Consider the following 21,554-nt stretch of genomic DNA (forward strand, 5'->3'; position numbering starts at 1 on the left):
CGCCCACTCCGCACGATTCGCCAGTTCAATTTTCAAACGATTGTTGGCGGTGCGGAAGAGCGAATGCTGCGATGCAAGAGAAGTAGTGCATTCTCGCCCGTCATCACTGCGTTATGCCTGTCGGGGCATTGAAAGGAGGGGTGAATGTTGGGGCGCCCATAATCCATTGGCGTCCGCTTGGTTCCCGCCAAAACTAATCCCATGTCAATCTGTTCATCGATGACATGCGCCAGCCAAAAAAAAGCCGCCCCGGAGGGCGGCTGAAAGTTTTAGGAGAGGATGCCTGAAAGGCAGGTTCTTTATGTCGCGAATCGGATTATGCTGCAACTGCGAAATAGGACTATTGCATTGCAAAATTTGCAATCGTCATAAAAGCGTCGCATTCCGTAACGTCAACGCGCTCCGATTTTTTTGTTTCAGTGTCCGTCCTGCTCGCCACGCTTCAATCCTGACAGTGCCAACTGCGAATCAATTTGCTCCAGTAGGCGATCGAGTCCGGCCTGATCTTTTGCCTCTGCGCGGGCGACCAGCACATCCTGCGTGTTCGATGCGCGCAGCAGCCACCAGCCGTCGGTCGTGTTGACGCGCGCTCCGTCGGTGTCGTTGACGGTCGCGCCGTCGGCCTGCAGGCGGGCAAGCACTTCGTCGATCACGGCAAACTTGCGGCTCTCGTCGACCTGAAAGCGCATTTCGGGCGTGTTGACCATCGCGGGCATCTCGCTGCGCAGCTGCGTCACGCTCTTGCCCAGGGTGCTCGCGGCACGAATCAGGCGTACGGCGGCATAAAGCGCGTCGTCATAGCCATAATATTCATGCTTGAAGAATACATGGCCGCTCATTTCTCCGGCGAGTGGGCTGTCCGTTTCCTTCATTTTGGACTTAATCAGGCTGTGCCCTGTCTTCCACATCAGGGGCTTGCCGCCCAATTCTGCAATCCGGTCGTACAGCGCCTGACTGGCTTTCACATCGGCGATAATCGTGGCGCCGGGCAGCTCCTTCAGGACCGGTTCGGCGAAGATCGCGAGCAATTGATCGCCCCATATCACCCGGCCTTCTCCGTCGATGGCGCCGATACGGTCGCCGTCGCCATCGAAGGCCACTCCGAAATCGAGCTTCTTCTCGGCGACAAGCGCTTTCAGGTCGGCCAGATTCTTCTCTTCTGTGGGATCGGGATGATGATTGGGAAAATTGCCGTCGACATCGGTGAACAGCGTGTAATGCTCACCCGGCAGGAGCTTGACGAGCTTCTCGACGACAGGGCCGGCTGCGCCGTTGCCCGCGTCCCAACCGATGCGGAAGGCCTTGCCATCGAAACCCTCCAGCAGCCGCGCGGTGTAGCGGTCCATGATGTCGACCGTTTCGCTTCCCGCGCTGCCGTCGACCCAGTCGCCCGCGCTCGCCATCGTGCCGAGCTTCTGGATATCCTGGCCGAAAAAGGGACCGTGCTGAAACACCATCTTGAAGCCGTTGTAATTGGCGGGATTATGGCTGCCGGTTATCTGGATGCCGCCGTCTACGTCGAGCACCGCTTCGGCATAATATAGCATTGGCGTCGGACCCATGCCGACGCGCACCGCATAAATGCCGCTGTCATTAAGGCCGCGCACCAGCGATTCTTCGAGCACCGGCGAGCTGACCCGGCCGTCATAACCGACCGCAACGCGCGATCCGCCCGCGCGCGCGATGAGCGTGCCGAAGCCGCGCCCGATCGCATAGGCATCCGCCTCGCCGAGTGTTTCGCCGATGATGCCGCGAATGTCATATTCCCGCAAGGATGTGGGATGGAAGCTGTGAGTCATGGGTTTCCTGTCTGTTCAGGGTGGGAAGAGGGATGCGACCCCGCTCGTTCAACAAGATGGCGTAACAATATGTTGCGCGCGCCGTTTATTTTTTCGGCGAGGGCCTGCGTGCCCCCGGCGTCGGGATGGATTTTCGCGATAAGATGACGGTGCGCGGCGCGGATCGCCGCTTCATCCGCGTCAGTGGACAGACCGAGCAGCGCGCGCGCTTCGGCCACCGCCTCGGTCTCGGCCATCGAGGCCGCAAAGGTCGTGGGCTTAGGTGCCCGCTTTCCACCCTGCCACCGCCGCCACGCATAGAGCAGCGCAAGACCAAGAGGCACACCGCCGATCAGCGCATTCCCCTTGGCCGCCATCGCCGCCCCGACGATCGCCATGCCGAGCATGATGCCATCTGTGCCGGTCATGCGCCGCAACCGCCCGGTAAAGACCAGCCAGGCCGCCAGCCCGACGACCAGCAGAAGCAACAATCCGCCCATCAGGCCGCGCTCTGCTCCATCGCTTCGTTGACGGTGGGGAGGGCGAACCCAGCCAGCATCTCACGCAGTTCCTGCCGCGCGGCGACATGGCTGATGGCGAGGTCGGGCAGATGCGCCTTGTCGAGCATGGTGAGGCCCGAAGGGAAGAGTTCGCGGAAAATCACACGCTCGGACAGTCCCGGCACCACGCGGAAGCCGACCCGGCGGGACAGCTCGTTGAGGGCATCGCCGACGCGCTTCTTGTTGCGCGCTTCCTGATGCTGGACGCGGTTGCGCAGGACCACCCAGTCGATCGATACGCCATCGACCTTGGCGCGGGCCTTGCGCGCCTCGAAAATCAGCTCGGAATAGAAGCTCAGGCGCTTCACCTTGAAATTCTCCGGGTCGACCTGCCCAATGAGGTCAAAGTCGACGAAGCTGTCGTTCATCGGCGTGACCAGCGTATGCGCGCGCGCCGCCATGGTGCGCGCCAGCGGATCGTCACGGCCTGGCGTATCGATGATGAGGAAATCGAGATCGCCCTGAATTTCGTTTAGCGCTTCCTCCAGCGCCTCCGCACTGTCCTCACGCAGAACGACATAGCGTGCGGTGGGCAGGTCGATACCCTTGCGCTTGGCTGTGTCGGCGCGGTTTTCCAGATAGCGGGCCGATGTCTTCTGCCGCCGGTCGAGGTCGATCAGCCCGACCTTGCGTCCCATGCTGGCAAGCGCCACGGCGACATGCACCGCCGTGGTGGATTTGCCCGTGCCGCCCTTTTCGTTGGCGAATACGATGATATGTGCCGGTCCGGCCGTCATTGACCCTCTAGTCCCCTGCATAATGGCGATCCCCGATTGACGTCGTCCCTGCGCCGCCATAGCTGCGTGTGGCGGCGCACGTTCGGCGTGTGCCCTCCCTATCGGAGCAAGTCCCGCCGTGCAAATCATCCGTGACCTTTCCACCCTCCGTTCGGCCATTCGGGCGCTCCGGCATGAGGGAGCGAGAGTCGCGCTCGTCCCCACTATGGGCGCGCTGCATGACGGGCATATGGCACTGGTGGAAGCCGCGAAAGCCCATGCCGATCATGTGGTAGCCTCGATTTTCGTCAACCCGACGCAGTTCGCCCCGAACGAGGATCTCGACGCCTATCCCCGGCGCGAAGCAGAGGACGCGGCATTGCTCACCGCCCATGGTGCGGCGCTGCTGTGGGCGCCCCCCGTTTCCGTGATGTACCCGCAGGGGTTCGCAACCACCATTACGGTCAGCGGTGTGAGCGAGGGGCTGTGCGGCGCGGCCCGCCCCGGCCATTTCGAGGGCGTGGCGACCGTCGTCACCAAACTGCTCAATCAGGTGCGGCCCGATGTCGCGCTGTTCGGGGAAAAGGATTACCAGCAACTCGCCGTTATCCGCCGGATGGTTACAGACACCGACCTGCCGGTCGAGATCGTCGGCGTGGCGACGCAGCGCGCCGACGATGGCCTCGCGCTCTCGTCGCGAAACGCCTATCTCTCGCCGGGGGATCGCGTACGGGCTGCCGTGCTGCCGCAGGCGATGCAGGACGCCGCACAGGCGATCGTCGGGGGCGGGGATGTCGCCACCGCGCTCCGGACTGCGAAGGATCGCCTTATCGAGGGGGGCTTCACGTCCGTAGACTATATCGAGTTGTGCGATGCAGGTTCGCTCGCGCCGCTCGACCAACTCGATCGTCCCGCCCGATTGCTCGCCGCAGCCCGCATCGGCGCGACTCGCCTGATCGATAATATCGCTGTTAACCCTTTGATAGTGATGTAGGATTATCAGTTCGTCGCATCCGTTTTCACCGTTAACCAAATCTTAGCCATGATTCGCGACTTTGCTCCCAACGTGAAACCGCGAAGGGGGTACGTGTGGCTAACAGTATCAAGACGGCGCAGTTCCTGCTGGAGAGCAGATTGGGTGATGCGGCTTATGGAAGCCCGCAGGCCTGTTTCGATTTGGGTATCGCCTATAGCTGTGGCACCGGCGGGGTCGATATTGACCTGATAGAGGCTCATAAATGGTTTAACCTCGCCGCATTGGCGGGGAGCGAACAGGGCCAGCAGATGCGTGCCGAGATCGCCGAGGAAATGACCGCCCGCGAAATCGCCGAGGCCCAGCGGCAGGCCCGTGCGTGGATCGTCGCGGCGAGCCCTCGGGCGGCATAGAAATCGCTCCACTTCGACAATGTTCGAGATATTTGTCATTTGATGCGTTAACAGGGTCGCGTAATCAGCGGGCCGGAGGAACAGGTGCCAGGAATTTTGGCGGTATCGTCCGGCGGCGGGCATTGGGAAGAACTGATGCTGCTGCGTGACGTGCTCGACGGGCCGGATGTCCATTTCGCCACGACCGTCGCCGATCTGCCCGAGCGAGCGGGAATCGTAAATGCAACGATCCTGCCCGATTGCAACCGCGACAAGCCGCTGAGTTCGCTTCGTTGCCTAATCGCCGCGTTCCGCCTCGTGCAACGGCTGCGCCCGGACGTGGTTCTCTCGACCGGAGCGGCCCCCGGCTTTTTCTGCATCGTCGCAGGCAAGCTCTTTGGCGCGCGGACATTGTGGGTCGAAAGCTTCGCCAACGCCGAAGAACTTTCCCTGTGCGGCAAGCTCTCTGTGAAGATCGCTGACCGCTGCATGGTGCAGTGGGAACATCTGGCCCGGCCCGGTGGCCCGGTATTCGAAGGGTCGCTGCTGTGATCGTCGTGACCGTCGGCACGCAATTGCCGTTCGATCGGCTCGTCGGCGCGATGGACGCGCTCGCTCCGACGCTGTCCCGCCCCGTATTCGCGCAGATCGGCACGGGCGGCTATCAGCCCCTTCACATGGATTGGAAAGCATCCGTCCCGGCACGCGAATTCGACACGCTCTTGCAATCGGCGGACGCGATCGTTTCGCACGCGGGCACCGGTACCATTTTGCTCGCGCAGAAGCTGCACAAGCCGGTCGTCATCATGGCGCGCCGGGCTGCGCAGGGGGAGCATCGCAACGATCATCAGGTCGCCACGGCCGCCCAAATGGTCGGGCGTTCCGGCATCTATGTCGCGGACGATGAAACGGGGCTCGCCGAAGCGCTCCACCGCGCCCTCACGGTGCCCTATGTTCCCGACAGCCCCGGCGACCGCACGCGAATCAAGGACGCGATCCGGCACTTTCTTGCGGGTTAATCCGTCTTCCTGAACGGCGTCCGCTCATCCAGCAGCGCCCGGTTTTCCGCCACAGCCTCGCGCTCTTGCGCCAGGAACCCGGCCACCGCCCGCCGGAATCCGGGGTCGGGAATATAATGCGCCGAATAGGTTGCGACCGGCGCATAGCCGCGCACCAGCTTGTGCCCGCCCTGTGCGCCAGCTTCCACGCGTTTCAGCCCATGGGCGATGGCAAAGTCGATCGCCTGATAATAGCAGAGTTCGAAATGCAGGAACGGTACGTCGTCCGTGCAGCCCCAATAGCGCCCATACAGCGTGTCCGTGCCGATCAGGTTGAGCGCGCCCGCGATCGGCTGCCCATTGCGCAGCGCGAGGATCAGCAGCACCCGATCCGCCAGCCGCTCCCCCAGCAACGAGAAGAACGCACGCGTGAGGTAGGGCGTCCCCCATTTGCGCGCGCCGGTATCCTGATAGAAGCGCCAGAACACATCCCAGTGCTCCTCACCCAGCGCAGCGCCGGTCAGGTGAACGATCTCCAGCCCCTCCTGCGCCCGTGCCCGTTCCTTGCGGATCGCCTTGCGCTTGGCGCTCGACAGCGCAGCGAGGAAGGCGTCGAAGCTCTCATAATCCCTGTTTTCCCAGTGGAACTGGCTATCCTCGCGGATCAGCCACCCCGCCGCCTCGAACAGCGGAACCTGCGCGGGCGCAACGAACGTCGCGTGCGCAGAGCTCATGCCGTTCTGGTCGACCACCGCTTCGGCCGCACCGATCAGCGCGGCTGCGTAAGCTGCTTCGTCGACCCCCTCGCGCACCAGCAGCCGACGCCCGGTGACGGGGGAGAAGGGCACCGCGATTTGAAGCTTGGGATAATAGGACCCGCCGGCGCGATGCCACGCATCGGCCCACCCATGGTCGAACACATATTCGCCCTGGCTGTGCGCCTTCACATAGCTGGGGAGGCAGGCGACCGGTGCGCCATCCTCGCCGTCGATCAGGATCGGTGCCGCTTGCCAACCCGTTCCCGGCCCGACGCTGCCCGATTCTTCGAGCGCGGAAAGGAACGCGTGGGAGAGAAAAGGGTCGTCAGGCCTGGCACATGCGTTCCACGCCGACCCGTCGATGTCGCCCACTGCGGGCGCGATTCGCGCGATGATCGACTGGTCAGCCACGCCCTTCGCCTTCGAAAATCGGCGCGTCCGCATGCGCTTCCGCTGTAGCGCGTTGCGCCGCGTCGCGGACCGTCCAGCTCACCACCGGAATGCCCCGCAGACGTGCGCGCGCAGCGAAAGAACTGGGGAAATCGCGAATGTCATAGGCAAGGAAATCGGGACGCGCCGCCAGCATATCAAGGGTCCGCCGCAGGGAACCGGCCCAGCGGTGGGGCATGACGCGGGTGTAGCCGGGGGAGAAAGTTTCGCTCACCACCAGTCCGCGCACGATGGCCGGTGCATGGTGAAACAGCCAGCGCGGCACGAGCGGGTTGAAGGACATGACACCGACCGGCCCGGCATAGCCGTCCAGTGCCTCTGCGATGGCCTGCCCCAGCGGCGCGGCGATGAGCGCCTGTTCTGCCTTCGCTTCGATTAGCAGCGGCACTGCGCCCGCCACCTTTTCCAGCAACACAGACAGCGGCGGCAGGGTGCTGCCATCAGGGAGACGGAGTGTTGTCAGTTCAGCGGCGTCGCGAGCATCGAGCCGCCCCGCCGCTTCCGTTAGCCGGTCAAGCAGCACGTCATGAAACACAAACGGCACGCCGTCGCGGCTCAGCCGCACATCGCATTCAATGCCGAAACCGGCCTCCAGCGCTGCTTCGAATGCGGGCATGCCGTTTTCGCTATGGCGCGCGTCGTGCAGCCCACGATGGGCAAAGCCCGGATGGTGCAGGAAATCGGTGCGGCCCGGATCGGATCGCGCGCTTTGCTTCAAGCGCCCGTCACGCCGACTTCACGGCGACAATGGCGTCGATTTCGACCACCGCGCCGAGCGGCAACACCGGCACGCCGACCGCGCTACGTGCGTGCTTGCCCGCATCGCCGAACACCGACACCATCAGGTCCGATGCGCCGTTCGCCACCTTGGGCTGGTCGGTGAAGTCCGCGCCGCTGCTGATGAACGCGCCCAGCTTGACGATGCGCTCCACACGGTCGAGCGAACCCAGCGCCGCCTTGATCTGCGCGATCAGCATCACGCCGCACATCTTCGCGGCAGTCTGGCCATAGTCCACGTCGCGGTCCTCGCCCAGCCGCCCGGTCATCAACTGCCCGTCGACGAACGGCAGTTGCCCGGAAATGTGCAGCAGGCCGTTAGCCTCCACTGCGGCGACATAGGACGCCACAGGAGCGGCGGGCTGGGGCAGGGTGATGCCGAGTTCGGCAAGGCGCGTTTCGATGCTCATGCCCGTTTCAAAGCATCACTCCGGCGCACAGGTCAAGCCGCTTCGTCGGCAGGCACGCCCGACAGCCGTTCGCGGATCCAGCCTTCCGCCGCTTCCCAGCTGTCGATCCGCGCATGGGCGTGTGGCGCGGGCGGAATGTCCGCTGCCATCGATGGTTCGCCGACCATATGCAGCCGCCAGACGCCCGGTGCATGCTCCCGCACTGATTCGTGATGCTGGGGCAGGTCGTCTACGAACAGCGCGACGCTGGGGTCATAGCGCGCCACCATCTCCGCCACCGGTTTGCCCTTGCCGCCCTGATTCCAGTAGACCGGATATTCGACGCCGAGCTTGCGCAACTGCTCGATCCGTCCTTCATGCGCCCGCTCGGTGATATTGGTGAGCACCACGATATCGGCGATCTCGGACAGGCGGGCCACGGTTTCCAGCGCCCCGGCGATCGGTTGCTGCCGATCCATCTGCGTGTCGAAAAACTCGATCAGTAGCTCCCACACCCGGCCGCGCTCTACCACGGTGCCACACGCCTTGTGGCGCAGCGCGTTGACGAAATCATGGCCGGTCAGGCTGAAATGCACGTCGTGCGCCTCATCGAGCCAGTCGCGGAACGGCACGACCATGTGCAGCAGCACTTCGTCGCAGTCGGTAATGATCAATGGCCGTTTCATGCGTCCCACTCCGGTCCTGAAAGAGCTCGGTGCGCCGCCATCAGTTCCTCAGGGGCCACCGCAATGGCCTGCGCGCATGCAATCAGGTCCGGCTCGTGATTGGCCAGAAATCCCAGAACTGCCGCTTGCGTGTCTGGTAACCCCGCCGTCTCGCGCAGCGTGCCGGGTTCCAGACCCGTTATGGCGAGCAACCGTTCGGCCCGGTCTTCGTCCTGGCACAGCCAACCCAGTGCTAGCAGCGCGACGAGATGCGGGTCCGAGGCATTGCCAATTGAGTCGCGGGGGAGCATGAATTTCTTCCTGTGCTGTTCATGGCCGCTTAACCGTGAAGCGACGAAAGCGGTGTGGCAATTTCGGGGTGACTGGTGACAAAGCGCATACTCGTTGTCGAGGACAATGAACTCAACCTCAAACTTTTTTGCGACCTGCTGCGGGCGCATGGCCATGAAGCACGTCCGTTGAGTGATGGCCGGGATATTCTCAATGAAGCCCGTTCGTTTCAGCCGGACCTCATTATCATGGACATCCACCTGCCGCATGTCAGCGGGCTCGACCTGATCGCCGCGCTGAAGCGCGATCCCGCACTCGCCCCCATCCCAATCATGGCCGTCACCGCCTATGCGGGAAAGGGCGACGAGGAACGAATCCGCGGGGCAGGGGCGGAAGCCTATGTCTCGAAACCGATTTCCGTAATGAAGTTCATCGAGACGGTCGTGGGGCTGCTGTATCCTCCGAACGACGACGCGCTTTCAAAACCTATCGCCGTTCGTCCTGAGTAGGGGCTGAACTCATCGAAGGGCCGTACCGATGGTCCGGTGCTTTGACACGCCATTTCGACGACTCTATCGCACTCAGCACGAACGGCGGATAAGGGTGTAGTCACCCGTACCCCCCAAAAAAACAGCAAAAAGCCCGCCCCGACTGATTCGGGCGGGCTCTTGCTCGGCAAGCGATCCCGGCCCCAGCCGGAACGCGGCTTACTTGATCTTGGCTTCCTTGAACTCGACATGCTTGCGCACGACGGGATCATATTTGCTGAAGCTCAGCTTTTCCGTCTTGGTGCGCGGATTCTTCTTCGTAACATAGAAGAAGCCCGTGTCCGCGCTGCTGACGAGCCTGATTTTAACTGTGGCTGGCTTGGCCATGGCCCAATCCTTCAAAAAATCCGTTGAAAAAATAAGGCGGCCTGCTCGCCGCCCCGTTTCAGGCCGCGCTCATGCGTCATCGATGCGCGCTTGTCAATGGTCCGCCGGTTGCGCGTCTCGTTTTTCCGCGGAAATTCTGCCCGAGTGCCCGTATGAATGGCCTTCCTTTAGGCGCTGTTAACTTCTCTCGCGCATCATGACGGCAGGGGACGGGCAAGGGAGACACGCCCATGAAGCACGATGCGATGATGGTAGTTCGTTCCGGCCTCAAGAACCGCATCGATGCGATTGCCGCCCAGCAGGGCCATATCAGCCTCGCGCGGATCTGCGAGGAAATTGATATCATCCGCCATGACGCTCGCACTTACGGGCTGGAGCCGGTAGAGCGCCTAGCCTCTACACTGGAATCCGCACTGGCGCTCAATGGCCTTGGTCCGGTCATCTTGTCCTATCTTGACCTGATGCGTGACGCGGTGGAGTGCGAAGACACCACGCCCGAAGCGAGCACCGCCTATCTGGCGGCGATGTCGCTGCGTATGGGGCATTAAAGCTCCCTTCTTATGGATACCCTGCTGCTGACACTGCTCGCCTGCCTGTGGGGCGAGACGGGGGACCGCAGCCAGATGCTTACGGCTGCGTTTGCCCGTCGTTGGCCGGGTCGGCTCACGGTGATTCTCGGTCTGGTGGTCGCGGCGGCTGCCAATGCCGCGCTGTCGGCGTGGGCGGGGTCCTTTATTGCGACCAGTATCGGAGTGGGTGCGCGGGGGCTGTTCCTCGCGCTGGCCTTGCTGGCCGCTTCGGTGGCCATGCTGATGCCGGTGAAGACGCCTGACCTGCTCGTCCGTTGGCGGGTGGGCGCGTTCGGCACAAGCGCGCTCGGCCTGTTCATTCTCGGCTTCGGCGAAAGCGCGCAGTTTCTGATTGCAGGGATGGCAACAGCCCGGGCAGAACCGTCCTGGGCGGCAGTAGGGGGGGCAACCGGTGTCATCCTCGCCTGTCTGCTCCCGCTTATTTGTGGGCCGGATATCTTTTCGCGTCTGCCGCTGCGCATGGTGCGCCGGACGGGCGCGGCGATTTTCTTCCTGATTGGCTCCGCGATGGCGCTCGCCGCACTCGGGCTGCTCTAGCGCCGTCCAACTGATCGCCTTTTCCGATTACACAGACGGATATTATAAGCGGGCAATCCGGCACCAAAAATGCGATGAAGCGTTACGCAGCCAACGTCCAACAGGAGTGTGAACATGCCCGCGAAGCCGCTGAAAACCCCCACTGATCTGCCCCGCAACGCCACATCGACTGTTGCGCAGGCGCTTAATACGATCTTGGCCGACAGCTACGCGCTGTATTTCAAGACGAAGAATTTCCATTGGCACGTGTCCGGCCCGCATTTCCGCGACTATCACCTCATGTTCGACGAGCAGGCCGCACAGATCCTGGCGACGACCGACCTCATCGCCGAGCGCGTACGCAAGACGGGCAACGTCACGCTTCGCTCGATCGGCGACATTTCCCGGCACCAGACGTTGAGCGACAACGACGCTGATTTTGTCAGCCCGCGTGACATGCTGACCGAGTTGCGGGAGGATAATCTGCGCTTGGTCGAAGCGTTCCGCGCGGCCAAGCAGGCGGCGACCGATGCTGGCGACAACGCCACTGAAGGCATTATCGACGACTGGACGGACCAGGCGGAAACGCGTGCGTGGTTCCTGTTCGAGGCTGGCCGGGACAGCTGATCCGCTGGCGCCTGATCGGCCGTGGGTCGGTCAGGCCGCCTTCGACTGGACGATACTGCTCAGGAATTCGTCGGTGCGATGGCGCATGCGCGCCAGATGCTCGTCGATCTGGTAGGACGATTTGTCGAGCTGGGCGATCTGCTCGACCATGGCGCTGACTTCGGTACGAATCTGGCCGATCGTCGTAGAGATGGCGTCTGCCGTTCGCGCGGTTTCGTCCACGGACGCCGCAATAACCGTTACCGTACCCGATTGCCGCTGCATCGCGGTCGTTACCCGTTCGCCACTGTGAAGGATCGCCGAGACGGTCTCGCGGATGCCCGCATTGGCGTTGACGGTGTCGAACGTCGCCTTCTGGATGCCTGCGATCTTCGCTGCGATGTCGTCGGTCGCCCGCGCTGTCTGGCTGGCAAGCGACTTGACCTCCTGCGCCACCACGGCAAAGCCACGTCCGGCGTCGCCCGCTCGCGCCGCCTCGATCGTTGCGTTGAGGGCGAGGAGATTGGTCTGGCCCGCGATGGCGCGAATGAAGCCAAGGATCGATTCGATGGCTTCGGTCTGTTGCGACAGCCATTCACCGGCCTGTTCGGCTTTGGTGGTGTTATCGGATGCCTGGTGGAGCACCGCTTCGCCCAGCTTCGTTTCCGCTTCCACTTCGCGAATCGCGTCAGAAAGGCCCGCCGCTGTCCGCGCCGCATCCAGCATGGCGATGGAAGACTGTTCCGCGGCCGCAGCGACCTCCAGTGCATGCTCGAGCGTCTTGCGTGCGACTTCCGACGTGTTTTCCATCTCGTGCCGCAGATTGCTCGATTCGGATTGAACATGACGGAGCTGCTCGGCAAACTCCTTTTGAAAGACCTGTCCGGCCTGCTCAAGGGCCTGGGCGGATTCGCGCAACTGCAAGGTGCCGATCTGCGCGCCGAGGATCTCGCTCTCGATATGCGTGTCCTTGATGCCGATCTCGATCAGTTGCAGCGCGGTGGGCATGTCGTCGCCAAAGCGGTTCATGATTTTCCGCACCAATCCGCTCAGCCGTGTATTGGCGAGCGATGCGACATGTGCTGTTGTGACGCCGCTCCGGAACAATTGTTGCCCGCGCTTTGCGGTTCGCGTCATCCAGGCAGTACCCTGAGTATCGACGTAACGGGGTTCAAGATAGCCGCGGGGATCTCTCATCATCTGAGCAAAGAGATCCTGCACAATGAGATCGGGTTGTGTTGCAGCCAGATCTTGCCACTGTTCCAGCCGGGTCTCGATCAGCAGATCGCCGCATTTGTCCCACAGCAGCTTGAGTTCGTCGCTCAGCGTTCCGTTCGGATCATAGATTGCGCGTCGGGCAATTAGCTCCTGTTCGGGAAGGGCGTTCTCGTTTTCAAATTCTGCATTGGCGACCATTTTGCGGTACCCTGTGTGGTGTCTAAACCATGATAGGCAAACAGGGTAAAAACTCTCTTAACGTTCTGGAAGGAATGTAAAAGATCGCATTGAAATTACAGGATAAAATTTTGACGGAGAATAACGTCACCGCCAAACAAAAACGGCGCCTCTCACGAAGCGCCGTTTTTCAAAATTTAACCTTATGAGCCGGTTCAGTCGGCCTTGTTCTGAAGGTTGACGGCGGCCATCTTGCCGCGACGGTCCACCTCCAGCTCGAAGTCGAGCCGGTCGCCCTCGTTGAGGTTCGACATGCCGGCACGTTCTACCGCACTGATGTGCACAAATGCGTCGGGCTGGCCATCATCGCGCTGAATGAACCCGAAGCCCTTCATCGCATTGAAGAATTTGACTGTGCCGCTCGCGCGCTCACCGGTCAGCTGACGCTGCGGACCACGATCGCCACCGGCACCGCCGAAACCACCAGGAGCCCGTGGCTCACGCGGCGGGCCGCGATCGGTCACGGGCAGGGGCTCGCCTTCAATCTTGAGATCCGTCGCGGAAATCTTACCGCCCCGATCAACGAGGGTGAAACCCAGCGGCTGCCCCTCGGCAAGACCGGTCAGACCCGCCTGTTCGACCGCGCTGATGTGCACGAACACATCTTCCGCGCCATCATCGCGAACGATAAAGCCGAAGCCCTTCTGACCGTTAAAGAATTTTACGACGCCAGTGCCTTCCCCGACGACCTGCGCAGGCATGCCCCCACGTGCGCCGCCACCGCCACCGCGGAAGCCACCACCACCGGCACCGCCACCGCCGAAACCGCCGCGATCACCGAAACCGCCCGACGGAGCGCCAAAACCGCCACGGTCGCCCCCACCGAAGCCGCCTCTGTCGCCGAACCCACCGCCAAAACGGCCGCCAGCCGCCTGATCTGGAAAACCGCCAAAATCGTCGCCGCCGAAACCGTCCCGCTTGTCCTTGCCGCGTCCGCGGCGACCTCTATCAAAACTCATGCCCTGTTAGTCACTTTCGCATCGTCCACCACTGTACCGGATGAACATGTCGGACGAAGGGACATGCAGAATCCGCCGTATTATACGGTTTGGGAATCACTATAGCCATGTTTCCGGCGCAGTGCGAACATTTTTACTGCCGATATCAATCCGCTTCTTCTTGAACGCTGTACCTGTCGCGTAAAAGCCACAACTTTGCTCCACCGCGGTGTGGAGGGAGCGGCAATATGCCTTCAGGGACGGGTCTGGCCGGTTCCGCGCACGACCCATTTATAGGTCGTCAGCCCTTCCAAAGCGACCGGGCCACGGGCGTGCAGTCGCCCCGTGGAAATGCCGATTTCCGCGCCCAGACCAAATTCACCACCGTCCGCAAATTGGGTGGATGCGTTCCACATCACGATCGCGCTGTCGACCGCGTTGAGAAAACGCTCGGCGGCGGGCGCATCTTCTGCGATGATGGCGTCGGTGTGGTGGCTGGCATGCGCGGCGATATGTGCCAGAGCGTCGTCCAACCCGTCGACCATTGCGATGGACACAATCGCATCGAGATATTCGGTGTCCCAGTCCTCGTCACTTGCGGGGCTGACGCGGGGGTCTAGCGCACACACCGCCGCATCGCCGCGCACCGCGCACCCGGCTTCGATCAGTGCCTTCACAATGCTCGCTGCATCGGGAAAGCCGGTGTCGATCAACACCGTCTCGGTCGCGCCACAGATGCCGGTCCGCCGCATCTTGGCGTTGACGACCAGCGCGCGCGCCATGTCCGGGTCGGCGGAGCTGTGGACATAGCTGTGGTTGATCCCGTCGAGATGCGCGAGCACGGGTACGCGTGCCTCTTCCTGCACGCGCGCGACCAGCGACTTGCCGCCGCGCGGCACGATCAGGTCGATCATCCCCGCCGCGCGCAGCAGCGCGCCGACCGCCGCGCGGTCGGTTGTCGGAACCAGTTGCACCGCATCGACGGGCAGGCCGGCCGAGCCGATGCCCTGCGCCATGGCTGCGTGGATGGCCCGATTGCTTTCGACGGCTTCGCTCCCACCCCGCAGGATGGCCGCGTTGCCCGCGCGCAGGCAGAGGGCGGCCGCGTCGGCGGTGACGTTCGGGCGGCTCTCGTATATGATGCCGATCGTGCCGAGCGGTACGCGGACGCGTTGTAGCGTCATGCCGTTGGGCCGCACCGTCTCCTCAATAATCTCGCCCAGCGGGTTGGTAAGGCGTGCCACCTGCTCCACCCCGGCGGCTGTGCTTTCGATCCGCGCTTCGTCGAGCCGCAGCCGGTCAAGCATGGCGGGCGACAGTCCATTGGCAGCCGCATTTTCCATGTCGCGTGCATTGGCCGCGCAGATCGCAGGCGTGGCCTCACGCAGCGCCTGCGCTGCGAGCATCAGAGCACGCACCTTCTGCTCGTCACTGGCCTGCGCCAGAATGGCTCCGGCCGCCCGCGCCCGCGCGCACATTGCGGCGATCAGCATTTCCGGCGTCTGGGTCATGTCGTTCATCGTCGGCTCAATTCTCATTAGGTACAGCGGGTATTCAAAGGTCCTAGCATGAAGCGGCCTAGGGTTAAAGTCGCGCGGCGGTTGAGTTGTGCGCTTGCCCCCGATAAGGGAGACGGATGACAGTCTATTTTCATGAGGAAGACCTGCCCGCCGGTGTGCTGGGCGAAGGTCCGGTCGCCATCGATACGGAGACCATGGGTCTTATCACCCCGCGCGACCGTTTGTGCCTCGTGCAGATCAGCGACGGCAAGGGCGACGAGCATCTCGTGCGCTTCGCGCCGGGCAGCGCCTATGACGCGCCCAATCTGAAGGCAATTGTCGCCGATCCGGCGCGCCTGAAACTGTTCCATTTCGGCCGGTTCGATATCGCCGCGCTCCAGCATTATCTGGGTGTGCTGGCGACTCCGGTTTACTGCACCAAGATCGCGTCAAAGCTGGTGCGCACCTATACCGACCGCCATGGCCTCAAGGAACTGGTGCGCGAATTGCTCGGCCAGGAAATCAGCAAGCAGCAGCAAAGCTCGGACTGGGGTGGGGCGGTCCTGTCGGATGCGCAGCGCGATTATGCCGCGTCCGATGTACGTTTCCTCCACGCCATGCGCGAAGAACTCAATCGTCGCCTCGAACGGGAAGGGCGGATGGAACTGGCACAGGCCTGTTTCGATTTTCTGCCCCACCGGGCCTTGCTCGACCTCGCGGGTTGGCCGGAAACCGATATTTTCTCGCACATGTGATCGGATAAGCGCGCACCCATGTCCCTCAAGGCCGACAGCCAGCGTACCGCGCGCCAACACTGGGCGGCGCCGGGGGGCGTGCACGACCGGGTGGTCGGTTTGCTCAAGACCGTGCTGCCTATCGCCGTGGGCGTGGTGCTGGCGGCGCTCGCCTTTGCGCCTTTCGTGATGCAGAGCGAAGTCAGCTTTGTGCTCGACAAGAACGACGTCGATGTGGCCGGTGAACGCATGCGCGTGCAGGAAGCGCTTTATCGGGGCGAGGACAGCAAGGGTCGTCCCTTCTCGCTGCGGGCGGGATCGGCGGTGCAGAAAACCTCTCGCGAGCCGATTGTCGAGTTGCGCGATCTCTCAGCGCGAATCCTCATGGCGGACGGTCCGGCACTGCTCAACGCGCGGAACGGGCGTTACAATCTGGACAATGAGCGTGTCGGTATCGTCGGCCCCGTCCAGTTCCAGTCGGCGGGCGGCTATCGGTTGACCACGCGCGATGTGGGCATCGATCTGCGCACCCGCCGGATGCAGAGCGCTGGCCGTGTCGATGGGCGCATGCCGATCGGCACCTTTGACGCCGATCAATTGAAGGCCGATCTGGGCGCGCGCACGGTGGAGCTTACCGGCCATGCCCGCTTGCGTATCGATCAAAATGCCATCAAAGGGCGTACACGATGAAATCTTCCCTGCTTCTTGCCCTTGGTTCCGCTGCCCTTACGCTGACGGCGCTTGGCGTGACCGCACAGGCGCAGCTGATGCGCGGGCATGACAGTAACGCGCCGGTCAATTTTTCCGCCGACCGGATCGAGGTGCAGGACCGTGCCGACCGCGTGCTGGTATCGGGCAATGTGCATGTGACACAGGCAGACCTGACGCTCGATTCGACGCGCATGACCGTCGCCTATCGCAACGCGGGCGGCATCCAGATCGACCGGATCGACGCGGCCGGTAACGTCCGCATCGTTCGCCAGGGCGATACCGCGCGTGGCGATGTGGCGATCTACGACCTCAATGCGAAGATCATAACGCTGCTCGGCAATGTCGAGCTGATGCAGCAGGGCAACCGCTTGACGGGCGGGCGGCTGACGATGGATCTCAACACCGGGCGCTCCACTGTTGACGGCCGCGCGGCCGCAGGGGCGGGTGGCACCACCACGTCGAGCGGCGGCCGTGTGTCGGGCACGTTCACCGTGCCGCAACGCGAATCCAAGTAAGCCAAAAGCCGCTCAAGCGACCGTTTTTTCGGAAGGATTTGGCACGCGCTGCGCGGGAGGGCTTCCCTCCATGCAGGAATCTTGCCAAATGGGCGTGCGTGCTCCGTTTTTCAGTTTTAATTAACCACGGGACCCTAAGGCAGGGACCAGCAAGGATCGGTTATGGATGACATTGCGCTGATGGACAGGTCGGTAGCGGAACGCGCGGCGCACCACAACGCGGCGGAGGTTCTCGGCGGCCTCGAAGTCGTCTCGCTTGCCAAGACCTATGACCGCCGTCCGGTCATCACCGACGTGTCGCTGACCGTGGGGAAGGGTGAGGTTGTCGGTCTGCTCGGCCCGAACGGGGCGGGCAAGACAACCTGTTTCTATTCGATCATGGGCCTAGTCCGCCCCGACAGCGGACGGATTACGCTCGACGGCCAAGACATCACCAGCCTCCCCATGTACCGCCGGGCCATTCTGGGCCTGGGCTATCTGCCGCAGGAAACCTCGATCTTTCGCGGCATGACGGTTGCGCAGAATATCAGCGCTGTGCTGGAACTGGCCGAGCCGGATGCCGCCGCGCGATCCGAGCGGCTGGAGCAGTTGCTGGGGGAATTTGGACTCGCCCGACTGCGCGATTCGTCTGCCATGACGCTGTCGGGGGGTGAACGTCGCCGCTGTGAAATCGCCCGCGCGCTCGCCGCGAATCCTTCGATCGTTCTCCTCGACGAGCCGTTCGCGGGCATCGATCCGCTCTCGATCGCCGACATCCGCGATCTCGTGAAGCAATTGAGCACGCGTGGCATCGGCGTGCTCATCACCGATCATAACGTTCGCGAAACGCTGGAAATCGTCGATCGCGCTTGTATCATTTACGACGGCAAAGTGCTCTTCGCGGGTAGCCCGACGGAACTGGTTGCCAATGCCGAGGTCCGCCGCCTCTATCTCGGCGAGAGCTTCTCTCTGTGAGATGATGGCGCGGACGTCCTCCTGTCCCGCGCCGTACGCAGGGGACGCGCTCTGATGGCGCTCGGCCCACGCCTCGATCTGCGTCAGAGCCAGTCCCTGGTCATGACGCCTCAGCTGCAGCAGGCAATTCGTCTGCTCGCGCTGTCGAATATTGAGGTGGAAGCGTTTCTCGCAGGGGAACTGGAACGCAACCCCTTGCTCGAACTGGCACGCGGGCCGGATGCCGCCTCCGCCGACGATGCGCCGGCGCGGCCAGACGCGGCGCCCCTCTCCGCCGACACGCCCAGCGACAGACTGATGGGGCAGGACGGCCCAGCCGCCGACAATCCGCTCGACGTTGACTACGCCGCCGAAACGTTCATCTCAGATGGTCCGGGCGATCGCGCCGCGGACACTCGGCGAGGAGATGACGGCGCTGGCGGTCCGTCGCTTGCCGGTTCCTATGACACGCCGGGCTTCGGCAATGATGGCGCGGATTTTGACAGCTTCGCGGGGGAAGATGTTGGCCTCTACGAGCACCTGATGGATCAGGCGCGGCTACACTTTTCCGGCACCTCGCTGCTGATTGCAGGGCAGCTCATCGGCCAGATCGATGAGGCAGGCTATCTGGAAGCCGACCTGCTCGCGCTTGCCTACGCCCTTAACACCTCTCGTCGGGAGGTGGAGGCGGTGCTTGCGGTTATTCAGAGCTTCGACCCCATCGGTGTGGGCGCCCGCTCGCTTGCCGAATGCCTGGCGCTGCAGGCACGCGAAGCCGATCGCTATGATCCTGCCATGGCAGCGCTGATCGACAATCTCGATCTCCTCGCGCGCGGCGCGCTTCCGCAGCTGCGCCGGATCTGCGGTGTGGATGAGGAAGACATGGCCGATATGATTCGTGAGCTGCGCGCTTACGACCCCAAGCCTGGCCTGCGTTTCGCCCACCATAATATGCAGGCGGTTATCCCCGACCTCTTCATCGCGCAGACCGCCGACGGCTGGTCGATCGAGATCAACGCCGCCACCCTGCCGCGCGTGCTCATCAACCGAAACTATTATCTCGAACTCAGCAGCGGCGCACAGGACAAGACGTCGAAGGCGTGGATTTCCGACTGCCTCGCCAGCGCCAACTGGCTGCTCAAGGCGCTCGACCAGCGGCAGAAAACGATCGTCCGCGTCGCTGCCGAGATCGTGAAGCAGCAAGAGGAATTCTTCCGCCACGGGGTCGCGCATCTCAAGCCGTTGACGTTGCGCACGGTCGCCGATGCCATCGGCATGCACGAATCGACCATCAGCCGCGTCACCAGCAACAAATATCTGTCCTGCGCGCGTGGCGTCTATGAGTTGAAATTCTTCTTCACCAGCGGCATCGCGTCCGCAGCCGGGGGTGAGGCCGTGTCGGCCGAGGCTGTAAAGAGCCGCATCAAGGCGCTGATCGGCATGGAAGACCCTGCGGCTATCCTCTCGGACGACACGCTCGTCGACATGCTCCGTAAGGATGGGTTCGACATCGCGCGCCGCACGGTCGCCAAATATCGCGAGGCGCTGGGGATCGGTTCGAGCGTGCAGCGTCGCCGTCAGAAGGCGCTGGCGGGGTAGGGGGACGCCCTTCACCCTCACCGTTCGTGCGTACCGAAGCACCATTTGATACGGGGCTTCGCCTAGCTCAGTCCCTACTCAGGGCGAACGGATGCTGCCGTATGCCCCTAACGCCCTTGGTTTCTCCAGCGCGTGATCGTGCGCTCCAGTATCTCGTCCTCGCCGCCGGACTCCTGCCACAGCTTGGAGAAGCTCGGGTCACTGGAGGCCGGGCGACGATGTTCTTCCAGATTGTCGAGCGACACGCGGATCGGGATCGACACGCCTTCGCCGCAGATGATGCATTCGCGGTTGCGCAAGGCCGGGATGGAATCAAGAAACCCGCGCGCGCCTTCCGGCATGGCGGCCTTGACGAACTGCTGGTCTCGGTCGTTGTTGAGGCGCATCGAGATGATCGTGCCGCACTGCGACAGCACACCTTCGGCCAGATCGGACGGCCGCTGCGTGATCAGGCCTAGGGAAACGCCATATTTACGGCCTTCCTTGGCGATGCGCTCCAGGATCTTGCGGACCGATTGCCCCGCGCCGCTCGTGCTGTTGGGAATATAGCGATGCGCTTCCTCGCAGACGAGGAGGATCGGTCGCTTGGGTTCCGTGCGCGCCCAGATGGCGTAGTCGAACACCAATCGCGAGAGCACCGATACCACGACCGAGGTAATCTCGGACGGCATGGCGGAAACGTCGATGATCGAGATCGGGCGGCCATTGGCGGGCAGACGGAAGATCTTCGCGATGAAGTCCTGCATCGAATCGGCCACCAGCATGCCGGAAAACATGAAGCTGTAACGGGGGTCGGCCTTCACTTCCTCGATACGGGTCTTGAGGCGCATATAGGGGAGGGAGGTCGTGCCCTTGTCGAGCTTGCCCATCTCGTTGGAAAGAATGGCGGTGAGGTCGGACAGCAGATAAGGCACGGGCGAATCCACGGTCAGCCGTGCCATGCCCTCTGCTAGCCTGTTGCGCGAACGCGCCGCCAAAATGCACTTGGCGAGAATATCGCTGTCCTGCGTCCGGTCGGATCCTTCCGACGTCACGAACACCTCGCAATGTTCCTCAAAATTCATCAGCCAGTAAGGCAGCGCCAGATTGTTGACGTCATAGATCGCGCCATTGTCCTCGAAGGCGGCCGAATATTCGCCATGCGGGTCAATCATGACGATGTGGCCGCGCGGGGACAGGTCGCAGATGCGGTGCAGGATCAGCGCGGCCGACGTCGATTTACCGGTGCCGGTCGAGCCGAGCAGCGCGAAATGCTTGCCGAGCAGCGCATCAACATACAGCGCTGCGCGGGTGTCACGCGTGGGATAGACCGTACCGATCTGTACATGCGCGCGGTCGTCGGCGGCGTAGATGCGGCGCATGTCTTCGCTCGAAACCGGGTAGATTGGCGAACCCGGTGTCGGATAGCGTGTCACGCCGCGGCGGAAGCCGGAGATTGTGCCTGTCCCGAAATCCTCATGCCCTTCGCCCAGAAAATCGACATCGGCAACGATATGTGTGGGATTGCGCCGGTCGACCACCATGGAGCGGACATTGGCGATCACCCACATTGCGCCCAGGCGCATCTTCACCTGGCTGCCGACCTGGCCGACCATTGCGATACACGGATCGTCATGGTTGGCGAGCGCTTCGATATGCTCCATGTCGATCAGGATCTGCGAACTCGACCCACTGATCTGGAACACCGCACCGATCGCCTCCATGCTCGCATCCCGCGGCGCGGTTGCTGGTGCGGCGGTATGCGTCGTCTGCATCCCTTCCGAAAAATTCGAAAATCCAGTCATGTCGTTCATACTTCGCCCCATATGCCGACAATCTGCCGGATAAACATACGCA

26 protein-coding genes are annotated in these 21,554 nt (G+C 62.6%); 13 read left to right on the forward strand and 13 right to left on the reverse strand.

The window, feature by feature from the left end; genetic code table 11:
- Positions 1–416: 416 nt before the first annotated feature.
- The 3 genes from pgmG to FHS92_RS13400 are packed head-to-tail and all read right to left on the reverse strand — an operon-like array spanning position 417 to position 3,075.
- Entirely contained in the window at positions 417–1,799 is a 1,383-nt protein-coding gene (pgmG, locus tag FHS92_RS13390) for a phosphoglucomutase/phosphomannomutase PgmG (protein WP_184081220.1), read from the reverse strand.
- Complete coding sequence (locus FHS92_RS13395) at positions 1,796–2,278, reverse strand: J domain-containing protein (protein WP_184081221.1); 483 nt, start codon at positions 2,276–2,278, stop codon at positions 1,796–1,798. The genes pgmG and FHS92_RS13395 overlap by 4 nt, the downstream gene beginning before the upstream one ends.
- A complete protein-coding gene (locus tag FHS92_RS13400) occupies positions 2,278–3,075 on the reverse strand; it encodes a division plane positioning ATPase MipZ (RefSeq protein WP_184081222.1) in 798 nt (265 codons plus the stop codon). The genes FHS92_RS13395 and FHS92_RS13400 overlap by 1 nt, the downstream gene beginning before the upstream one ends.
- Before the next feature lie 118 nt (positions 3,076–3,193).
- Here FHS92_RS13400 and panC point away from each other — a divergent pair, with 118 nt between their 5' ends.
- From panC to FHS92_RS13420, 4 genes are all read left to right on the forward strand, one after another.
- Positions 3,194–4,048, forward strand: coding sequence for a pantoate--beta-alanine ligase (gene panC, locus FHS92_RS13405; RefSeq protein WP_184081223.1), 855 nt, complete (start codon positions 3,194–3,196; stop codon positions 4,046–4,048).
- 95 nt (positions 4,049–4,143) lie between these two features.
- Positions 4,144–4,440 (forward strand): SEL1-like repeat protein, encoded by a 297-nt coding sequence (locus FHS92_RS13410; protein ID WP_184081224.1) that lies wholly within the window; start codon positions 4,144–4,146, stop codon positions 4,438–4,440.
- Between the two features lie 84 nt (positions 4,441–4,524).
- On the forward strand, positions 4,525–4,971 hold the full coding sequence (locus FHS92_RS13415; protein WP_343056734.1) for a glucuronosyltransferase: 447 nt from the start codon (positions 4,525–4,527) through the stop codon (positions 4,969–4,971).
- Positions 4,968–5,438 carry a glycosyltransferase gene (locus FHS92_RS13420; RefSeq protein ID WP_184081225.1) on the forward strand — a complete coding sequence of 157 codons (471 nt, stop codon included), beginning with the start codon at positions 4,968–4,970 and terminating at the stop codon, positions 5,436–5,438. Before FHS92_RS13415 ends, FHS92_RS13420 begins: the two co-directional genes overlap by 4 nt.
- Here the strand turns inward: FHS92_RS13420 and FHS92_RS13425 are convergent.
- Genes FHS92_RS13425 through FHS92_RS13445 form a run of 5 tightly spaced genes read right to left on the reverse strand, consistent with a single transcriptional unit; the run spans position 5,435 to position 8,767 of the window.
- A complete protein-coding gene (locus FHS92_RS13425; RefSeq protein ID WP_425506254.1) occupies positions 5,435–6,568 on the reverse strand; it encodes a GNAT family N-acetyltransferase in 1,134 nt (377 codons plus the stop codon). The two genes, FHS92_RS13420 and FHS92_RS13425, sit on opposite strands and share 4 nt — an antisense overlap.
- Before the next feature lie 10 nt (positions 6,569–6,578).
- A complete protein-coding gene (locus FHS92_RS13430; protein ID WP_246351988.1) occupies positions 6,579–7,343 on the reverse strand; it encodes a glycerophosphodiester phosphodiesterase family protein in 765 nt (254 codons plus the stop codon).
- 7 nt (positions 7,344–7,350) lie between these two features.
- The gene (locus FHS92_RS13435; RefSeq protein WP_184081227.1) at positions 7,351–7,812 is read right to left on the reverse strand and encodes a RidA family protein; all 462 of its coding nucleotides are present in this window, start codon (positions 7,810–7,812) and stop codon (positions 7,351–7,353) included.
- Between the two features lie 32 nt (positions 7,813–7,844).
- Positions 7,845–8,477: an HAD family hydrolase gene (locus FHS92_RS13440; protein ID WP_184081228.1), complete on the reverse strand. Its 633-nt coding sequence runs from the start codon at positions 8,475–8,477 to the stop codon at positions 7,845–7,847.
- Positions 8,474–8,767 carry a DUF3572 domain-containing protein gene (locus FHS92_RS13445; RefSeq protein WP_184081229.1) on the reverse strand — a complete coding sequence of 98 codons (294 nt, stop codon included), beginning with the start codon at positions 8,765–8,767 and terminating at the stop codon, positions 8,474–8,476. Before FHS92_RS13445 ends, FHS92_RS13440 begins: the two co-directional genes overlap by 4 nt.
- Before the next feature lie 75 nt (positions 8,768–8,842).
- Here FHS92_RS13445 and FHS92_RS13450 point away from each other — a divergent pair, with 75 nt between their 5' ends.
- Positions 8,843–9,256 carry a response regulator gene (locus FHS92_RS13450; protein WP_184081230.1) on the forward strand — a complete coding sequence of 138 codons (414 nt, stop codon included), beginning with the start codon at positions 8,843–8,845 and terminating at the stop codon, positions 9,254–9,256.
- Positions 9,257–9,454: 198 nt separating this feature from the next.
- Here the strand turns inward: FHS92_RS13450 and rpmG are convergent, their stop codons facing one another.
- On the reverse strand, positions 9,455–9,622 hold the full coding sequence (gene rpmG, locus FHS92_RS13455) for a 50S ribosomal protein L33 (RefSeq protein WP_184081231.1): 168 nt from the start codon (positions 9,620–9,622) through the stop codon (positions 9,455–9,457).
- A 230-nt stretch (positions 9,623–9,852) separates the two neighbouring features.
- Here rpmG and FHS92_RS13460 point away from each other — a divergent pair, with 230 nt between their 5' ends.
- From FHS92_RS13460 to FHS92_RS13470, 3 genes are all read left to right on the forward strand, one after another.
- Positions 9,853–10,170, forward strand: coding sequence for a hypothetical protein (locus FHS92_RS13460; protein WP_184081232.1), 318 nt, complete (start codon positions 9,853–9,855; stop codon positions 10,168–10,170).
- 12 nt (positions 10,171–10,182) lie between these two features.
- Positions 10,183–10,749, forward strand: coding sequence for a TMEM165/GDT1 family protein (locus tag FHS92_RS13465; protein WP_184081233.1), 567 nt, complete (start codon positions 10,183–10,185; stop codon positions 10,747–10,749).
- Positions 10,750–10,863: 114 nt separating this feature from the next.
- Positions 10,864–11,355, forward strand: coding sequence for a Dps family protein (locus tag FHS92_RS13470; protein WP_184081234.1), 492 nt, complete (start codon positions 10,864–10,866; stop codon positions 11,353–11,355).
- A 30-nt stretch (positions 11,356–11,385) separates the two neighbouring features.
- Here FHS92_RS13470 and FHS92_RS18570 read toward each other — a convergent pair whose 3' ends face one another.
- The 3 genes from FHS92_RS18570 to FHS92_RS13485 form a co-directional block, all read right to left on the reverse strand.
- Entirely contained in the window at positions 11,386–12,750 is a 1,365-nt protein-coding gene (locus tag FHS92_RS18570) for a methyl-accepting chemotaxis protein (RefSeq protein ID WP_184081235.1), read from the reverse strand.
- A gap of 194 nt (positions 12,751–12,944) precedes the next feature.
- Entirely contained in the window at positions 12,945–13,748 is an 804-nt protein-coding gene (locus FHS92_RS18575; RefSeq protein WP_184081236.1) for a cold-shock protein, read from the reverse strand.
- Between the two features lie 233 nt (positions 13,749–13,981).
- The gene (locus FHS92_RS13485) at positions 13,982–15,247 is read right to left on the reverse strand and encodes a glutamate-5-semialdehyde dehydrogenase (protein WP_184081237.1); all 1,266 of its coding nucleotides are present in this window, start codon (positions 15,245–15,247) and stop codon (positions 13,982–13,984) included.
- A gap of 116 nt (positions 15,248–15,363) precedes the next feature.
- Between FHS92_RS13485 and FHS92_RS13490 the strand changes: the two genes are divergently transcribed.
- The 5 genes from FHS92_RS13490 (at position 15,364) to rpoN (ending at position 19,718) form a co-directional block, all read left to right on the forward strand.
- A complete protein-coding gene (locus FHS92_RS13490) occupies positions 15,364–15,981 on the forward strand; it encodes a ribonuclease D (protein WP_184081238.1) in 618 nt (205 codons plus the stop codon).
- An 18-nt stretch (positions 15,982–15,999) separates the two neighbouring features.
- Positions 16,000–16,650 (forward strand): LPS export ABC transporter periplasmic protein LptC, encoded by a 651-nt coding sequence (locus tag FHS92_RS13495; RefSeq protein WP_184081239.1) that lies wholly within the window; start codon positions 16,000–16,002, stop codon positions 16,648–16,650.
- Positions 16,647–17,186 carry an LptA/OstA family protein gene (locus FHS92_RS13500; RefSeq protein ID WP_184081240.1) on the forward strand — a complete coding sequence of 180 codons (540 nt, stop codon included), beginning with the start codon at positions 16,647–16,649 and terminating at the stop codon, positions 17,184–17,186. The genes FHS92_RS13495 and FHS92_RS13500 overlap by 4 nt, the downstream gene beginning before the upstream one ends.
- A 162-nt stretch (positions 17,187–17,348) precedes the next feature.
- Positions 17,349–18,140 (forward strand): LPS export ABC transporter ATP-binding protein, encoded by a 792-nt coding sequence (lptB, locus tag FHS92_RS13505; protein WP_184081241.1) that lies wholly within the window; start codon positions 17,349–17,351, stop codon positions 18,138–18,140.
- Positions 18,141–18,194: 54 nt separating this feature from the next.
- Complete coding sequence (rpoN, locus tag FHS92_RS13510) at positions 18,195–19,718, forward strand: RNA polymerase factor sigma-54 (RefSeq protein ID WP_184081242.1); 1,524 nt, start codon at positions 18,195–18,197, stop codon at positions 19,716–19,718.
- Between the two features lie 107 nt (positions 19,719–19,825).
- On the opposite strand, the gene FHS92_RS13515 is transcribed toward rpoN, so the two are convergent.
- A complete protein-coding gene (locus FHS92_RS13515) occupies positions 19,826–21,511 on the reverse strand; it encodes an ATP-binding protein (RefSeq protein ID WP_184081243.1) in 1,686 nt (561 codons plus the stop codon).
- Positions 21,512–21,554 lie beyond the last annotated feature (43 nt).

Source organism: Sphingobium subterraneum (genome assembly GCF_014199435.1).
GTDB lineage: Bacteria > Pseudomonadota > Alphaproteobacteria > Sphingomonadales > Sphingomonadaceae > Sphingobium > Sphingobium subterraneum.

What these genes read in the sequence shown, in the direction of transcription:
- FHS92_RS18570 (WP_184081235.1), bottom strand. Translation starts at nt 12,750, where the DNA reads ATGGTCGCCAATGCAGAATTTGAAAACGAGAACGCCCTTCCCGAACAG.
- FHS92_RS13435 (WP_184081227.1), bottom strand. Translation starts at nt 7,812, where the DNA reads ATGAGCATCGAAACGCGCCTTGCCGAACTCGGCATCACCCTGCCCCAG.
- lptB (WP_184081241.1), top strand. Translation starts at nt 17,349, where the DNA reads ATGGATGACATTGCGCTGATGGACAGGTCGGTAGCGGAACGCGCGGCG.
- FHS92_RS13460 (WP_184081232.1), top strand. Translation starts at nt 9,853, where the DNA reads ATGAAGCACGATGCGATGATGGTAGTTCGTTCCGGCCTCAAGAACCGC.
- FHS92_RS13395 (WP_184081221.1), bottom strand. Translation starts at nt 2,278, where the DNA reads ATGGGCGGATTGTTGCTTCTGCTGGTCGTCGGGCTGGCGGCCTGGCTG.
- FHS92_RS13465 (WP_184081233.1), top strand. Translation starts at nt 10,183, where the DNA reads ATGGATACCCTGCTGCTGACACTGCTCGCCTGCCTGTGGGGCGAGACG.
- FHS92_RS13490 (WP_184081238.1), top strand. Translation starts at nt 15,364, where the DNA reads ATGACAGTCTATTTTCATGAGGAAGACCTGCCCGCCGGTGTGCTGGGC.
- pgmG (WP_184081220.1), bottom strand. Translation starts at nt 1,799, where the DNA reads ATGACTCACAGCTTCCATCCCACATCCTTGCGGGAATATGACATTCGC.
- FHS92_RS18575 (WP_184081236.1), bottom strand. Translation starts at nt 13,748, where the DNA reads ATGAGTTTTGATAGAGGTCGCCGCGGACGCGGCAAGGACAAGCGGGAC.
- FHS92_RS13470 (WP_184081234.1), top strand. Translation starts at nt 10,864, where the DNA reads ATGCCCGCGAAGCCGCTGAAAACCCCCACTGATCTGCCCCGCAACGCC.
- rpoN (WP_184081242.1), top strand. Translation starts at nt 18,195, where the DNA reads ATGGCGCTCGGCCCACGCCTCGATCTGCGTCAGAGCCAGTCCCTGGTC.
- FHS92_RS13445 (WP_184081229.1), bottom strand. Translation starts at nt 8,767, where the DNA reads ATGCTCCCCCGCGACTCAATTGGCAATGCCTCGGACCCGCATCTCGTC.
- FHS92_RS13400 (WP_184081222.1), bottom strand. Translation starts at nt 3,075, where the DNA reads ATGACGGCCGGACCGGCACATATCATCGTATTCGCCAACGAAAAGGGC.
- FHS92_RS13500 (WP_184081240.1), top strand. Translation starts at nt 16,647, where the DNA reads ATGAAATCTTCCCTGCTTCTTGCCCTTGGTTCCGCTGCCCTTACGCTG.
- FHS92_RS13495 (WP_184081239.1), top strand. Translation starts at nt 16,000, where the DNA reads ATGTCCCTCAAGGCCGACAGCCAGCGTACCGCGCGCCAACACTGGGCG.
- FHS92_RS13440 (WP_184081228.1), bottom strand. Translation starts at nt 8,477, where the DNA reads ATGAAACGGCCATTGATCATTACCGACTGCGACGAAGTGCTGCTGCAC.
- FHS92_RS13485 (WP_184081237.1), bottom strand. Translation starts at nt 15,247, where the DNA reads ATGAACGACATGACCCAGACGCCGGAAATGCTGATCGCCGCAATGTGC.
- FHS92_RS13515 (WP_184081243.1), bottom strand. Translation starts at nt 21,511, where the DNA reads ATGAACGACATGACTGGATTTTCGAATTTTTCGGAAGGGATGCAGACG.
- rpmG (WP_184081231.1), bottom strand. Translation starts at nt 9,622, where the DNA reads ATGGCCAAGCCAGCCACAGTTAAAATCAGGCTCGTCAGCAGCGCGGAC.